General features: G+C 69.5%; 15 protein-coding genes. 5 read left to right on the top strand and 10 right to left on the bottom strand.

Annotation, left to right across the window (positions count from 1 at the left end):
* Window position 1: 1 nt before the first annotated feature.
* From ABZW18_RS11265 to hemL, 5 genes are all read right to left on the bottom strand, one after another.
* Entirely contained in the window at window positions 2–781 is a 780-nt protein-coding gene (locus ABZW18_RS11265) for a cytochrome c biogenesis protein CcdA (RefSeq protein ID WP_356185301.1), read from the bottom strand.
* Between the two features lie 4 nt (window positions 782–785).
* Complete coding sequence (locus ABZW18_RS11270) at window positions 786–1,406, bottom strand: TlpA disulfide reductase family protein (RefSeq protein WP_356185304.1); 621 nt, start codon at window positions 1,404–1,406, stop codon at window positions 786–788.
* Window positions 1,407–1,533: 127 nt separating this feature from the next.
* The gene (locus ABZW18_RS11275) at window positions 1,534–2,769 is read right to left on the bottom strand and encodes a hypothetical protein (RefSeq protein WP_356185307.1); all 1,236 of its coding nucleotides are present in this window, start codon (window positions 2,767–2,769) and stop codon (window positions 1,534–1,536) included.
* Window positions 2,770–2,883: 114 nt separating this feature from the next.
* Window positions 2,884–3,597, bottom strand: coding sequence for a histidine phosphatase family protein (locus ABZW18_RS11280; RefSeq protein ID WP_356185310.1), 714 nt, complete (start codon window positions 3,595–3,597; stop codon window positions 2,884–2,886).
* Window positions 3,598–3,605: 8 nt separating this feature from the next.
* Window positions 3,606–4,913 (bottom strand): glutamate-1-semialdehyde 2,1-aminomutase, encoded by a 1,308-nt coding sequence (hemL, locus tag ABZW18_RS11285; protein WP_356185313.1) that lies wholly within the window; start codon window positions 4,911–4,913, stop codon window positions 3,606–3,608.
* Window positions 4,914–5,187: 274 nt separating this feature from the next.
* Between hemL and ABZW18_RS11290 the strand changes: the two genes are divergently transcribed.
* Window positions 5,188–5,739 carry a hypothetical protein gene (locus ABZW18_RS11290; protein WP_356185404.1) on the top strand — a complete coding sequence of 184 codons (552 nt, stop codon included), beginning with the start codon at window positions 5,188–5,190 and terminating at the stop codon, window positions 5,737–5,739.
* 457 nt (window positions 5,740–6,196) lie between these two features.
* Here the strand turns inward: ABZW18_RS11290 and ABZW18_RS11295 are convergent, their stop codons facing one another.
* From ABZW18_RS11295 to ABZW18_RS11305, 3 genes are all read right to left on the bottom strand, one after another.
* The gene (locus tag ABZW18_RS11295; protein WP_356185316.1) at window positions 6,197–6,655 is read right to left on the bottom strand and encodes a hypothetical protein; all 459 of its coding nucleotides are present in this window, start codon (window positions 6,653–6,655) and stop codon (window positions 6,197–6,199) included.
* 368 nt (window positions 6,656–7,023) lie between these two features.
* Complete coding sequence (locus ABZW18_RS11300) at window positions 7,024–8,229, bottom strand: cytochrome P450 (RefSeq protein WP_356185318.1); 1,206 nt, start codon at window positions 8,227–8,229, stop codon at window positions 7,024–7,026.
* A 471-nt stretch (window positions 8,230–8,700) separates the two neighbouring features.
* Entirely contained in the window at window positions 8,701–9,450 is a 750-nt protein-coding gene (locus tag ABZW18_RS11305; protein WP_356185321.1) for an AAA family ATPase, read from the bottom strand.
* Between the two features lie 63 nt (window positions 9,451–9,513).
* Here ABZW18_RS11305 and ABZW18_RS11310 point away from each other — a divergent pair, with 63 nt between their 5' ends.
* Window positions 9,514–9,849, top strand: coding sequence for a YnfA family protein (locus ABZW18_RS11310; protein ID WP_356185324.1), 336 nt, complete (start codon window positions 9,514–9,516; stop codon window positions 9,847–9,849).
* Between the two features lie 14 nt (window positions 9,850–9,863).
* Here the strand turns inward: ABZW18_RS11310 and ABZW18_RS11315 are convergent, their stop codons facing one another.
* Window positions 9,864–10,538: a hypothetical protein gene (locus tag ABZW18_RS11315; RefSeq protein WP_356185326.1), complete on the bottom strand. Its 675-nt coding sequence runs from the start codon at window positions 10,536–10,538 to the stop codon at window positions 9,864–9,866.
* Between the two features lie 345 nt (window positions 10,539–10,883).
* On the opposite strand from ABZW18_RS11315, the gene ABZW18_RS11320 reads away from it, so the two are divergent.
* Window positions 10,884–11,666 carry an SDR family oxidoreductase gene (locus tag ABZW18_RS11320; RefSeq protein WP_356185329.1) on the top strand — a complete coding sequence of 261 codons (783 nt, stop codon included), beginning with the start codon at window positions 10,884–10,886 and terminating at the stop codon, window positions 11,664–11,666.
* A gap of 177 nt (window positions 11,667–11,843) precedes the next feature.
* On the opposite strand, the gene ABZW18_RS11325 is transcribed toward ABZW18_RS11320, so the two are convergent.
* Window positions 11,844–13,100 carry an RtcB family protein gene (locus ABZW18_RS11325; RefSeq protein WP_356185332.1) on the bottom strand — a complete coding sequence of 419 codons (1,257 nt, stop codon included), beginning with the start codon at window positions 13,098–13,100 and terminating at the stop codon, window positions 11,844–11,846.
* 161 nt (window positions 13,101–13,261) lie between these two features.
* Here ABZW18_RS11325 and ABZW18_RS11330 point away from each other — a divergent pair, with 161 nt between their 5' ends.
* Window positions 13,262–14,170, top strand: coding sequence for a hypothetical protein (locus ABZW18_RS11330; protein WP_356185335.1), 909 nt, complete (start codon window positions 13,262–13,264; stop codon window positions 14,168–14,170).
* A 176-nt stretch (window positions 14,171–14,346) separates the two neighbouring features.
* Window positions 14,347–15,063 (top strand): hypothetical protein, encoded by a 717-nt coding sequence (locus ABZW18_RS11335; protein WP_356185337.1) that lies wholly within the window; start codon window positions 14,347–14,349, stop codon window positions 15,061–15,063.
* Window position 15,064 lies beyond the last annotated feature (1 nt).

The raw sequence follows: 15,064 nt of genomic DNA on the forward strand, positions 1-15,064 counted from the left end.
ATCAGATTCCCAAAGTGAAGTTGTTCGACCAGACCTGCAGGTCGGCGATCATTCTGTCCCAGACCCCCGTGACGAGCAGGACGCCGACCGCGACCAGCATCAGGCCGCCGATCCGCATCACCCACACGTAGTGCTCCTTGACCCAGCTGAACGCACCGAGCGCCCGCCGGAAGGCGACCGCGGCCAGTATGAAGGGCACGCCGAGCCCGGCGCAGTACGCGAACGTGAGCAGCGCCCCACGACCCGCGCTCGCCTCGTTGAACGCCAGGGCCTGGACCGCCGCCAACGTCGGCCCCAGACACGGCGTCCAGCCGATGCCGAACAGCACGCCCAGCATCGGAGCGCCCAGCAGCCCCACCGCGGGCTTCCTGTGGAAGCGGAACTCGCGCTGGGCGAACCCGCCGAGGACACCCATGAAGACAAGGCCCAGCAGGATCGTGAGGGCACCCAGCACCTTGGAGATCGTCTCCTTGTGCTGCTCCAGCGTCAGACCGAAGTTGCCGAAGAGCGCCCCGTAGGACACGAAGACAGCGGTGAAGCCGAGCACGAACAGGGATGCACCGGCGGCCATCCGGCCGCGCCGGGCCTCCGCCAGGTCGGTGCCGCTGACACCGGTGACGTACGACAGATAGCCCGGTACGAGCGGCAGCACGCACGGTGAGAAGAAGGAGACCAGCCCGCCGAGCAGGGCGACGGGCACCGCGAGCAGGAGTGCGCCCGTGAGGACGGTCCGGTTCGGGTCGGTCGCTGCTGCGAGAGTGTCGGCGGCAAGAGCGATCACGTGATCACTTCTCCGCGATCAGCGGATCGAGCGTCTTGCGGAGGTCCTCCTCGCCCAGCGGCGTGAGGGCCCGCGCAGCGATTTTGCCGTCCCGGTCGACGATGAGGGTCGACGGGATCGCCTTCGGGTTGAGGCTCCCGGCGGGGAAGCGCAGCATCAGCTTGCCCATGGGGTCGAAGAGGCTCGGGTACGGAACGTCGAATTCCTTCTCGAACTTCTCGGCCGGCGGCTTGTTGGGGTCCCGGGTGTTGATCCCGACGAACTCCACGCCTTCCGCCTTGGTGGCCTTGGCCACCTTGACCAGATGCGGCATCTCGAGCCGGCACGGGGAGCACCAGGAGCCCCAGACGTTGATGACGAGGACCTTGCCCCGGTAGTCGGCTAGGTCGAGCTCCTTGCCGTCAAGGGTGGTGCCGGAGACACCGGGCAGGGGCCGCCGGTCGGCCTTCTTCACCGTGTCGATGCCGCCCGTGCCGGGGACGAACTTCGTATCGGCGGATCCTCCGGATGTCCCGCCCGCGCCGCAGGCGGCCAGCGCCAGCCCCGCGGCAGCAGCGCCGACAGCGGTCAGCAGGGCGGTACGACGGCGGGTCGTGCGGCGTCGGGGGGCGCGGCAGGCACTCATGTGAAAAGTTTCGCATGGCGCTTCCGGAGGATTTTCCACACCCCCCTCAACCCCCCGAATCCGCCTGTCAGGGGCGTTCGGCCGGTGTGCCGGGCGCACCGGGCAGGCGGACTTCAGCAGACGGCACTCAGACGTCGGAGAGGTATGTCTTCCAGCCACCGGCCGGCCGCTGCCCGACGTCGAGGCCGCGGAGCTTTTCCAGCACCTTCGGGTCCTGGGCATCCAGCCAGTCGACGTAATTGCGGAACGACACGAGGCGCACGTCCTTCCGCTTCTCGTCCGCGATGTACTTGATGGCGTCCTCGACGGCGTTCATATAGATGCCGCCGTTCCACTGCTCGAAGTGGTTGCCGATATAGAGGGGCGCACGGTTCGTCTCGTATGCGCGCTGGAAGCCCGTGACGTACGCGTCGCGGGCCTGCTTCTGCCAGCCCGGGTAGTTGGCGGCGTCGCTCCGCGTCGCGTTCTGCGACTGGTTGGCGAGGATGTTGTAGTCCATGGACAGGACCTCGAAGCTACGGCCGGGGAACGGTATCTGCTGGAGCGGAAGGTCCCATATGCCCTGTTTTTTCACCGGCCAGACTTGTCGGCCCCCTGGCGAACTCGCGTCATAGCGCCAGCCGAGCTTCTTGGCCGTCGGCAGCAGATTGTCCTGGCCGAGAAGGCATGGCGTACGGCCGCCGATCAGTTCCTTCTTGTAGTCGAAGGGCAGCGGCTCGAGTTCCTTGAAGCCGGTGTTCGTACGCCACTTCGTCACAAAGGACATCGCCTGGTCGATCTCCGACTGCCAGTGCGCGGAGGTCCAGTTGGCGACGGAGCCGGCGCCCGAGCAGAAGTGTCCGTTGAAGTGGGTGCCTATCTCGTGGCCTTCCAGCCAGGCGAGGCGTAGATTCTCCAGCGTCACCCGTATGTGCTCATCGGTGAGATAACCGATGGCGGAGGACCCTACGGTGTTGCACGGCGGCCGGTAAAGACTCTTCTTGGATTCGGGAAGCAGGTATATCCCGGAGAGGAAGAAAGTCATGGCCGCGCCATGGTCCTTGGCGAGCTTTCGGAAGCGCGGGAAAAGGCCGTTGCCGACCTCTCCCGCACCGTCCCAGGAGAAAATCACGAACTGCGGCGGGGCCTGCCCGGGTTCGAGCCGCTCGGGCTCAGGCTGGTGCGGCTGCGGACCGGTATCGGCGGTCGAACCGTCCCCGATCGGCCTCGCCTTGCGGCCCCCGCCCTCGCCCCGTCCGCCGGACCCGGCCCCGGATCCCTGGCCCGTCCCGGTGCCCGGCTCCATGCCGCAGCCCGCGACGCCCAGAGCAGCCGCCGTTCCCAGTCCCATGCCCAGCAGTCCCCGCCGGCTGATGTCGCGCATATCGTCCCCATCCGCACTTGCCACAGCGCCCGTTCGTCGTACAAACGGACATTGGCTAAGAGGGAATGACGACGGTGGGGGTTCCCGGAAAGCGACGTGCAATTCGGCCCGTTGCTAAGCGCCGAATCCCTTCGACCCCTTAACCGCACCCCGGCCGAAGCGGCGGTGCGCACCCGCGAGGAGATGCTCCGGCACCAGATCCCGGGCCGGTTCGCTGTAGCCCACCGAAACAATCCGGTCACCCTGGAAGGTGAAGGACGTCAGGCTCCCGAGCGTGCACTGCCGCCGGCGCGGGTCGTGCCACAGCCGCCGCCGCTCGGCGAAGCTGCGCACGACCCAGATGGGCAGCTGATGGCTGACCGCCACCGCCTCGTGGCCCCGCGCGGCATCGCGCGCCGCACCCAGCGCACTCATCATCCGTACGACTTGCTCGATGTAGGGCTCACCCCAGGAGGGGCGGAAGGGGTTGGTGAGGTGACGCCAGTTGGCCGGCCGCTTGAGCGCGCCGTCGCCGACGCCGAAGGCCTTGCCCTCGAAGACATTGCCGGCCTCGATCAGCCGTTCGTCGGTGGCGATGTCCAGGGAGTGCGACTTGGCGATCGGCACCGCGGTCTCCTGAGCGCGCTCCAGCGGGGAGGACACGACATAGGTGATGTCGCGGCCGGCCAGGTGCTCGGCGACCCGCTCGGCCATCTGCCGGCCCAGGTCGGAGAGGTGGTAACCGGACCGGCGGCCGTAGAGCACACCGTCGGGGTTGTGCACCTCTCCATGGCGCACCAGGTGCACCACCGTGCTGCTCTGATCGTTGGGAGCACTTGCGTTGGTCATGGCGTTCATCATGCTTCAGCCTCGGCCGCGGCCCGTGCGGCGGTCGGCAGCGCGGCCGCGATGCGCTCGATCGCGGCCGTGTCGTGTGCCGTCGAGACGAACCAGGACTCGAAGGCGGAGGGCGGGAGGTAGACGCCCCGGGCCAGCATCGCGTGGAAGAAGGCGTTGAAGCGGTACGCCTGCTGGGCCTTCGCCTTCTCGTAGTCCGTGACGTCCTCGTCGGTGAAGAAGACCGAGAACATGTTCCCGGCCGTCTGCAGCCGGTGCACGACGCCCTCCTTGGCGAGCGCCTCGGTCACCAGACCCCGCACCTCGGCGGAGACAGCGTCGACCCGTCCGTACGCCGCGTCGTCGAGCAACCGGAGCTGGGCGATCCCGGCGGCGGTCGCGACCGGGTTCCCGGAGAGCGTGCCCGCCTGGTAGACGGGGCCGGCCGGGGCGAGGTGCGCCATGACGTCGGCGCGCCCGCCGAAGGCCGCTGCCGGGAAGCCGCCGCCCATGACCTTGCCGAAGGTCATCAGGTCCGGCTCGACGCCGTCGACGCCGTACCAGCCCGCCCTGCTCACCCGGAAGCCGGTCATGACCTCGTCGGAGATGTACAGCGCGCCGCTCTCCGCGCACAGCGACTTCAGTCCGGCGTTGAAGCCGGGCAGTGGCGGCACGACGCCCATGTTGCCGGGCGACGCCTCGGTGATCACACAGGCGATCTCACCCGGGTAGCGCGCGAAGGCATGCCGTACGGCCTCCAGGTCGTTGTACGGCAGCACGATCGTGTCCCCGGCCTGAGCGCCGGTGACCCCCGGCGTGTCCGGCAGCCCGAAGGTCGCCACCCCGGACCCGGCCGCGGCCAGCAGAGCGTCCACATGCCCGTGGTAGCAGCCCGCGAACTTGACCACCTTGGCGCGACCGGTGAAGCCCCGGGCGAGCCGGATGGCCGACATCGTCGCCTCGGTCCCGGAGGACACCAGCCGCACCTGTTCCACCGGCTCGATACGGGCGACGATCTCCTCGGCGAGCTCGACCTCGCCCTCACCGGGCGTACCGAAGGAGGTGCCGCGTGCCACCGCCGCCTGCACCGCGTCGATGACCGCCGGATGGGCATGGCCGAGGATCATCGGACCCCATGAGCACACCAGGTCGACATATTCGCGACCATCGGCATCGGTGAGGTACGGACCGTCACCGGAGACCATGAACCGGGGCGTACCGCCGACCGCGCGGAAGGCGCGCACCGGAGAGTTCACGCCACCTGGTGTCACAACGGCCGCACGGTCGAACAGCGTCTGCGAGGCTGGGGCTTCATACGGAAAAGGCACTTTTGGTCCTGACCTGCGGGATCGTAGGGATGGGTCGCGACGGGCAGACGCGGCCCGCCGGCTGGCGACGGCGCGGAACTCCACTCGCCCACGACCGGGCGTCAGCCCCCGCGCGTCTGCGAAACTGGGGCATCATACGAGGAAGTCACGCAAGCCATGGTGTCAGAGCCTGACGGGGAAGTGCCGAGGGGCGTTTCGCGGCCCGCCGACTGGGGAGGTCTCTGAGACGATGATCGGGTTGCGCGGCGGTGTCCGCGAGTGGTCGGGTGGAGATATGCAGCGCGGTGGCGGACTGGGCGGTACCGATGACCTCGGTCCCGAGCGCGCCCAGAGGGGGCGGCACCGGCGCGAGCGCGAGGCGCAGAGTGCTGGGAGCAGGGGTGGCCGCGTGGGGGTGACCTATAAGTACTTCGGGGCTCCCGACGGTGCGACGGCTGCCCGCGTCCCCATCTCCATGCGCCCGGAGGAGCTCGGCGGCGACGAGCTCGGCATGGGCGGCATGTTCACCAAGATCAAGCCCGAGACGATGGCCGCGATGGTTCTCACCGGCATCGAGGGCATACCGCTGCACAAGGTGCCGCCGCTCGAGCTCGTGGTGCTGCACCCGGACTATGCGGTGGTCAAGCTGCCGATGACGGTCGTCGACCCGCTGCGCGGGGTGGGCGAGGAGTCCGTCGGAGCGGCGGCCTTCATCTGGTCGACGGTCCCGGACCGCGGCGGGCCACGGGACGCGTTCAACGTCTACCAGCTGCTCCACGAGTGGCAGGACTTCTCCCACCGGTTGCATGACGCCGGGCATCAGCCGTACTGCTTGGTGTGGCCCTGACCTGGGGTTACTAGGGTTTCCGGCGGCGGCTCCCGGCGGTTGCGGCGGCTCCTGGCGGTTGCCGGGCTCAGCTGTGATCGGAGCCGGACCGGCCAACGTCGCCCGTACGACGTCCGGGGCGGGTCCTGGTGTCGGCGTCCCGTACGCGGGGGAATCCAGAGCGAGACGAGTGCCGTGACGGCGATGCTACGGCAGCGACGAAGAGGGCCGAACGCAGACCGTCGGTGGTAACGGCGCGCGAAGTCGCGCCTCGGGTGCGGGGATTGGCGACCGCGACCAGTACAGCCCGGCCGATCGCCCCGCCGGTCTGCTGCGCGGTGGATGCCATCCTGAGGCGATGCCCTGCTCATGCCCTCCCGGGACCGCGGACGGCGGAGGGGCACCCCTCGCCCAGGGGTGCCCCTTTCTATTATTTCCGCAGGTGAGGTGTCATTCACCCGGGCTTCGGCGCACCGGGTCATACGCGGCCCTTCGCCCGGCGCCGCATCACCAGGAGGCCACCGCCGGCGGCCAGGACGACGAGCGCCGCGCCGCCCACGAGCTCGGACGTGTTCATTCCGGCGATGCCGCCGCCTTCTCCGGCTTGCGAGCCCCGGGTCGGGCCGACGTGCAGCGAGTCGATGAGCCGCCTTCCGTCGCCGCATCTGATGGTGACCTTGTATTCGCCCTTGGCGTGCCGGTGGACCCTCGCCTGGCCGACCAGCTTGTTGTCCCTCGGCCGCAGTCTGACCGTGCCGAAGGCGTCCGAGTGGGCGGTCGCCCCCCTTCTGATATCGCATTTCCTGTCGTCACTGATCCATACGGTCTGGCCTGGACGCACCCAGTGCGGGTTCACACTGGCGACCGCGACCGGAGCAGTGAGACCCACCACCGCGGTCGCGGCGATGGCTGTGGCGAAGATGCGTGCTGTTGGCATGAAATCTCCTCCAGTGCCGGCGGCGGCCGCTGTGGCCCCCATCGGATTTCTCCGGCACAGCACGATGCAAAGCGAGGAGTGAGTGATCCGCGACGCGAGGACCGCTCCGAACGTCACCCTGATGTCGCATCAGTTCCGCTCCGTCCGAGGGAGTTCGCCCAGCGCCTACGGCGTGTCGCCGTGTCCTTGAGATCAGCTGGTGCGAAGGCGCCCGCACGGGTGAGACGGCGCGGCCGCAGAGTCGTGTCTCCAGGGGCGTCCGGGTCGCGTCCTGGTATCGCACCCTCGGCTCGTGGGCTCGGCTCGTGACCTTCGGCTCGTGATCCCGGCTCGTGGCTTCGGCTCGTGGCCTCGGCGGCCCGCCGATCTCACCATGCGACCGGCAGGACAAGCGGCTGCCGCCAGACCGACCCGGACTCCCACTGCAGCTGTCCGGGCGCCACAGCCAGCCGCAGCGCCGGGAAGCGGTCGAGGAGCGTGCCGACCGCGACCCGGAGTTCCATCCTGGCCAGTTCCGCGCCGGGACAGTCGTGGCTCCCCCAGCCGAAGGTCATGTGCGCCGCGGGCTCCCGGTCCAGCTCCAGCGCGTCCGGCCGTTCGAAGACCGTCCCGTCGCGGTTGGCGGTGAGGTACGAGACGTGCACCGGCTCGCCCGCCCGGATCGTCACCCCGCCGATCTCCACGTCCTCGGTGGCCACCCGCGGGATGCCGACCCCCCGCCGGAACGGGATGAACCGGAGCAGCTCCTCGATCGCCTCCGGCAGCAGTGCGGGCTGCGACCGCAGCTTGGCCAGCTGCTCGGGGCGGGTCAACAGGGTGTAGACGGCATTGCTGATCTGACAGGTGCTGGTGTCGTGCCCGGTGACCAGCAGCACCATCCCCATGACGGCCAGCTCATCCGGGTCGAGGGACTCGTCGCCGTCCCGGGCCGTGGCAAGGGTGCTGATCAGGTCCTCCCCGGGGTCGCGGCGCCGCCGTGCCGTCAGCTCGGTGAAGTACGCGCGCAGTTCGGTCTTCGCCTGGCCCGCCACGTCCCGCCCGGGCGCCCCGGTCGCCATCATTGCCGCCACATACCTCCGGAGCTGCAGCCGGTCCCGCTCGGGGATGGCCAGCAGCTCGCAGATGGCCGTCAGCGGCAGCCGCGCCGACAGATGCTGTACGAGATCGGCGGGGGATCCGTGCTCGGCCATCTCGTCGAGCAGCGTGTCCACGATCCGCTGGATCCGGGGCAGCATCCGTTCGAGGTAATGGGTGCCGAACCCCTTGGCCACCAGTCTGCGCAGCCGGGTGTGTGCCGGCGGGTCCATCAGGTTGATCGCCTCGGCCTGCGCGATCGGGTCCGGGGTCATCCGCGGCAGATCGCGCCCGACCGTCGCCGCGCGGCTGAACCGACGGTCGGTCACCACCGCGCGGACATCGCCGTACCGGGTCACCAGCCACGCCTCGCCCTGCCCGTACGGCAGCCGGACCCGGGCGACCGGTTCCTCGGTCCGGAGCTTTTCGAGTACCGGATCGAACTCCAGGGCGGGGGTGTGTTCGAACGGACAGTGCCAAACGGGGGCTGAGGCGGTCACTCGCGGGCTCCATTCGTAGGGGAGCGCGACCCGGCGGCGCCGCACTCCGCCACTCAGCACGGACGAACCGTCGCTCCCCGGCGCTTGCCGCCGCCATGTCCGACCGGCGGACAATTCACCCGCGGAGTCCACGGTAGGGACCGCACCCGCAGCCTGCGTCCGGGGCGGGGGCGGGCGGGGGTGGGTGCCGGCGGTCAATCCGGCGGCGGGCCTTGGAGCGGGCCTGCTGGAGCCGGGTCAATCCGGCGGCAGGCTCACACCGGCGGCAGGGAGGGCCGTCTCCCCCGTCGCCGACTGGGCCGGCCCGCGCCGCACCACGATGCTCGTCCGCCCCGACGGAACATCGCCTGGGCAACCGACGAGAAGGACCCGTCCCGCCGCGCCGATGCCCTCCGTACGGCCCTGGCCCGCTGGACGGGGAGTCCTCGGCGCACGCGCGGACGGCGTCGGAAGCGCCTTCGGCGAACGGCTTCAGTCGATGATGTGCCGCAGGTAGGAGTGCGGGTCGTTGAGGTAGCGCCGCCAGTGGTCGACGACGGCCAGGTCCTTCCATTCGGACCTGCGCATACCGTGCTCGCCGACCTCCACGATGTCCGCGCCGGGTGTCGCCGTCAGCAGCGGCGAATGGGTGGCGCAGACGATCTGCGCACCTGTCCGCCCCAATTCGTGCATCAGACCGACCAGTTGGAGGCAGGACGCGAAGGACAGCGCGGCTTCCGGCTCGTCCATGACGTACAGACCGGGTTCATTGAACTTGTCGCGGAACGCGGCGAGGAAACCCTCGCCATGGCTCACTTCGTCCACGCGCACCGAAAGGCCCTTGCCCTCCCCCTCCCGCCTCAGCGCTTCCAGCGCGGTCTCCGCTCGGAGGAAGAACCCTCGGCGGCGGCTGCGCGGCGCCCGGACCATGCGGCGCCCGGAGTGAGTCGCGTCGAACCGGATCCGCTCGCCGAGCTCGGACTTGCCCCGCTCGGTCGCATACCTGTAGCCGGCAGCGCCGCCGTAGGAGTCCAGGCCGAAGCCCTCCGCCAGGGCCTCGACGAGCGTCGACTTGCCGGACCCGTTCTCCCCGACCAGAAAGGTCACCGGCGCGGTGAAACGCAGCCCGCCGTCGTCCAGCAACTGCCGTACGCACGGCACCGACCAGGGCCATGCGTCGCGGTCCCATTCCTCTCCACCCGGCCCCTGGGGCAGGTGCGCGTACGCGCGTTCGATCATCATGGAACCACCCTGCCAGGCCGGACTGACAGCGGACCCGGCAGCGCGCACCCGTAATCTGCGGGCATGCTCATCGCTCGCTCCGTCGCACTCTTCGTGCTCGCCGCCCTCCTCGAGATCGGCGGCGCCTGGCTGGTCTGGCAAGGGGCGCGGGAGCATCGCGGGTGGGCGTGGATCGGGGCGGGAGTCCTCGCCCTGGGCGCGTACGGCTTTGTCGCCACGCTCCAGCCGGACGCGGACGTCGGCCGGATCCTCGCGGCGTACGGCGGGGTCTTCGTCGCGGGCTCGCTGGCCTGGGGCATGGTCGCCGACGGCTACCGGCCGGACCGCTTCGATGTGACCGGGGCCCTGATCTGCCTCGCGGGGGTCGCTGTGATCATGTACGCCCCGCGAGGCAGTTGAGCCCTGCCTCAGGGTCAGTGGCTCTTCACGAAGGCCTTGCCCTGCTTGGAGTCGGCGGAGCAGGACGCCTTCTCCTTGGCCGTCATCTCGCGGGACTTGACGATCACCGCGTTGCTCTTGCCGTCCGTGCCGTTCGGGGCGGGACCGGTGATGGTGTCCGGGACGAACCAGTAGTAGTGGCCCCACTGCCGGTCGTCGTAGTGCGTCTGCCAGGTGCCCGAGACGGTCTGCATCACCTGCGCACGGGAGATCCAGCCCACCTCACCCGGCTGCACCGTCATGTTCAGGGAGCTGTTCTCGGTGTGTGAACTCGACCAGGTGTGGCTGTAGGTGGCCGTCACACTGAGGTCGATGAGGCCCGCGAGGCTGCCCCCGGCTGTCACGGAGACACCTGCCGAGTCCGTGGAACCCACAGTGTCGGCCCAGCCCATCGACTGCGTTGCGGCCGAGCTGCTGCAGTTGTAGAGCGAGTCGGACACCTGGCGGAAGTCACCGAGGTACGCCTCGCCGAGCACCGGCTCGTTGAAGCTGCACTTCCCCTTACCGGAGTCGCAGTCGGCTATGAGCTGGTCCCGGGTGGGCCCGTCGTCGGCCGCCGCGGGCAGAGCCGTCGCCGCCACCATTCCGAGAGCCGCTGCCGACAACGCCAGCAGCCGCCCTCCGTACCGCATCGCGCGGTTCTTCACCATGTCCGTGCCTCTCGCCTTGCCTGGGGGGTGCCGGTGATTCCAATGGGGCTGGAGTCACCGCCTGATGCGACCGAGACTGGTGTAAAAAGGCAGTGCAGCTACACCAAGAGTTGGCAAAGTTATAGTTGATGATGAAACGGACCTTCCAACCCGAACAACCGGCGAAACAGCGGTGGTTGACAGCCTTACGCGCCGTGTACAGATCACGGTCGCGGAGGGCAACTCGCCCCCGGCAGCCAGGGCGCAGGAGAATCGGACAGCCGTTTCCTGCCCCTGGTCCGGCCCGTCCGCCCGTCGTCTCGTCCGGCCCGTCCCGAGCCGCTGACCACCTACTGGAGCCGCCCCATGAACGCCCTCCCCCACACGCCGGCCGGGGAGACACCCATCGCGGTCGTCACCGGGGCCAGCAGCGGCATCGGCGCCGCGACCGCCCGGCAGCTCGCCGCGGCCGGCTACCGCGTGATCCTCACCGCGCGCCGCAAGGACCGCATCGAGGCGCTCGCCGCCGAGCTGACCGAGGCGGGCCACGAAGCCGTCCCGTACGCCCTTGACGTCACCGACCGCGCCGCCGTCGCCACCTTCGCGGCCTCGCTCGACCGCTGCGACGTCCTCGTCAACAACGCGGGCGGAGCGCTCGGCACCGAGCCCGTGTCGTCCGCCGACCCGGCTGACTGGCGCGCGATGTTCGAGGTCAACGTCATCGGTGTCCTCCACGCCACCCAGGCCCTGCTCCCCGCCCTCACCGCCTCCGGCGACGGCACGGTCGTCGTCCTCTCCTCCACCGCGGGCCTGGCCACGTACGAGGGCGGCGGCGGCTACGTGGCGGCCAAGCACGGCGCCCATGTGATCGCCGAGACCCTGCGCCTGGAGCTGAGCGGGCAGCCGGTGCGCGTCATCGAGATCGCGCCGGGCATGGTGAAGACCGCCGAGTTCGCAGTGACCCGCTTCCGCGGCGACGAGGAAAAGGCGGCCTCGGTCTACGCGGGCGTGGCCGAGCCCCTGACGGCCGACGACGTGGCGGACACCATCACATGGGCGATCACCCGCCCCTCGCACGTCAACGTCGACCTGCTGGTCGTACGCCCCCGCGCCCAGGCCTCCAACTACAAGGTCCACCGCGAAAGCTGAGAACGGGCAGGGTCCGCGAGCAGGGCAAGGGCACGAGCGGCGTACAGGCGCGAGCAACGCAGGGGGCGTGAGCAGCGCGGGGCCGTTACCAGCTGAGTTCGCCGCAGCACACGGCCGCGGACAGTGGAAGGGCGGCACCGTCCGGTGCCGCCCTTCCACTGTGCCGACGGCGGTGCGTCAGCCCTTCACGCAGATGACCTGCTTGAGCTTCGCGACGACCTGCACCAGGTCTCGCTGCTGGTCGATGACCTGCTCGATCGGCTTGTACGCCCCCGGGATCTCGTCCACGACGCCCGCGTCCTTACGGCACTCCACACCGCGGGTCTGCTCCTCCAGATCCCGCGTGGAGAAGCGGCGCTTGGCGGCGTTCCGGCTCATCGTCCGGCCGGCACCGTGCGAGGCCGAGTTGAACGACTCGGCGTTGCCCAGGCCACGGACGATGTACGACCCGGTGCCCATCGAACCGGGGATGATCCCCCATTCGCCGCCCCTGGCGCTGATCGCTCCCTTGCGGGTGACCAGCAGATCCATCCCGTCGTACCGCTCCTCGCTGACGTAGTTGTGGTGACAGCTGATGACACCGGGGCGGTAGTCGACGGTCGTCGTCCGGCCGTCGGCGTCCTCCTGCAGAGCGGAGATGACGGGGTCGAAGGAGACCTTCGCCTTCTTGAACTCCTTCCGGACCACGTCCTGGAAGAGACCCATCATGATCGCTCGGTTTCGCTTCGCATACTCCTGCGCCCAGAAGAGATCGCTCCGGTACGCCGCCATCTGCGGGGTATCGGCGACGAACACCGCCAGGTCGCGGTCGACCAGGCCCTGGTTGTGCGGCAGCGTCCGGGCCAGGCCGATGTGGTGCTCGGCCAGCTCCTTGCCGATGTTCCGGGACCCGGAATGCAGCATCAACCAGACGGAACCGGTCTCGTCGAGGCAGAACTCGACGAAGTGGTTTCCAGACCCGAGCGTTCCCATCTGCTTCGTGGCGCGCTCCTGACGGAACTTGACCGCGTCCGCGATCCCGTCGAACCGCCCCCAGAAGTCGTCCCACCCCGCCGTCGGGAAGCCGTGCAGGCGCCCCGGGTCCACCGGGGTGTCGTGCATCCCGCGCCCCACCGGGATCGCTTGCTCGATCTTCGAGCGCAGCCGGGACAGGTCCCCCGGGAGATCGTTCGCGGTCAGCGAGGTCTTCACCGCGCTCATGCCGCAGCCGATGTCCACGCCGACCGCCGCGGGACAGACCGCGCCGTGCATCGCGATCACGGATCCGACCGTCGCGCCCTTGCCGTAGTGCACATCCGGCATGACGGCCAGGCCCTTGATCCACGGCAGTGTCGCGACGTTCTGCAGCTGCTGCAGCGCGCCGCCCTCCACCGTCGCGGGGTCCGCCCACATCCGGATCGGCACCCGGGCGCCGGGCACCTCGGTGTACACCATGACTTCCTCATTCCCCCCAAAAGACAGAAAACGCAAAAGCCGGACGTAACTGCCGATCCCCGACAAGGAACCGGCGTGCGCGGCGTTGCGTGCGGTAGACATTGTCTCCACCTGCCGCCAAGAGGCGGCAACCGTTTTTCCTCCGAAGGGAGCCGGGAACCGTGCAGCGAAGGTCGTACGTACCGGGTGCTGTCCTGGCGGCTGCGCTGCTGGCCATTGGACTCACCGGCTGCACCGGCGGCACAGAAGGCGGCGCCCCGGAGGACCCCAAACCGGGCGGTCCCACCTCGACCACACCCGCCGCCGAGCCCGGCAAGTACCGCACCCTCCCCGAGCCCTGCGGAGCCCCCGGCCGCGGCACCCTGCGCACCCTGCTGCCCGGCATCGACGACCTCGAGGGCGAGGACCGGGAGAAGGCGTACGACGGCCAGGCCTCCATCACGTACGACACAGACCGCCGCGTGGGCTGCCTCTGGAAGGCGGACACATCGGCGGGCACCCGCAACCTCAGCATCGACTTCGAGCGGGTCGTGTCCTACGACCCGGCTGTCAGCGACGACGACCGGGCTCAGGAGCTGTACGACAAGCAGGCGGCCGCGGCGCACATCCCCGCGACCGTTCCGGAGGGGGGCGGCGCGGAAGAGGGCAGTGGCGAACCGTCCGCCTCCGCCTCCGAGTCCGCCGCCGACAAAGTCGGCGAAACCGGCGAACCAGCGGACGAAACCGGCAGCCCAGAGGGCACCGACGACAAAAGTGACAAGGACAACAAAGGGAAGGGCGGGGGCGGCTCCGCCTCACCATCCGGCTCCCCGGACCCGAGCGCCGATCCCGACATCGCACCCCGCTCTCTGGAGGACATCGGCGACGTCGCCTACCTCGACGACAGGCTGGTCACCGGCGACTCCGGCGTCCACCGCGACATCACCATCGTCTTCCGCGCGTCCAATGTCCTCGTCACCCTCGAGTACGACCAGTGGTCGGCCCTCGAGGCCGATCAGCCCGACAGTCTGGACCTGCAGACCAAGGCCCGGACCCTCGCACGGGAACTGGTCGGACGGTTCAGCGAATAGCCTGGGCCGATATCCCCGGGGAGGGTTTCAGAAGCAATGCCGTCCGCCCGAAGGGGCGGACGGCCCGCGCGTCCGGTGCGCACCCCCGTACGGCGGAGGGTCGTGAGCCGGGCCGGACTTGCTGAAACACGCCCCGGGCCACGACTGCCCACGGACGACAGATGAGCGAAGGAATCATGCACAGAACAACCCCGCGACTCGCCCGCCTCCTCGCCTGCGCAGCCGTCGTACCCGCGATGCTCGTCGCCGGCTGCTCCTCCGGCTCCGACAGCAAGGACTCGGCCTCCGGCGACGCCGCGAAGTCGGCCAAGCCCAGCGCCTCGGCGACCGTGGCGGCCGCGAAGTACAAAACCCTGCCGGAGCCCTGCGGAACCGTCGGCAAGAAGACGGTCGGGGAACTGGTGCCGAAGGCGAAGAAGAAGTCCGGCTCGGCGGGGAAGTCCGCCGACACCGACACCCGCGGCACCTGCTCCTGGAACGGGCTCGACGGATTCCAGTACCGCTGGCTGGACGTCTCGCTCCAGCGCTTCGAGTCCGACACCACCCTCGGCAGCGGTGAGCGCCGCGCCAAGGACTACTTCGACCAGCAGGTCGGCGGCGCGAAGCCGCCCTCGAACGCCAAGGACCTCAAGACCGGCACGGCCGGCGGGGTGGGCGACGAGGCGGCGACGGTCCGCTACGCCGTGAAGAAGGACGGCGAGCAGTTCAAGAACCAGACCGTCGTGACCCGTACGGCCAATGTCGTCATCACTCTCAACTACAACGGCGCGGGCTACGAGGACGGCAGGACGCCCAAGGCCGAAGAGCTGCTGAAGGACGCCGAGAGCGCCGCCAAGGAGGCCGTCGCGGCTGTGGCGGACAAGAAGGCGCCTGTGGCGGACAAGAAGAAATAGG

Origin of the sequence: Streptomyces sp. NPDC004647 (assembly GCF_040609575.1) — a bacterium.
In the GTDB taxonomy this organism is placed as follows: domain Bacteria; phylum Actinomycetota; class Actinomycetes; order Streptomycetales; family Streptomycetaceae; genus Streptomyces.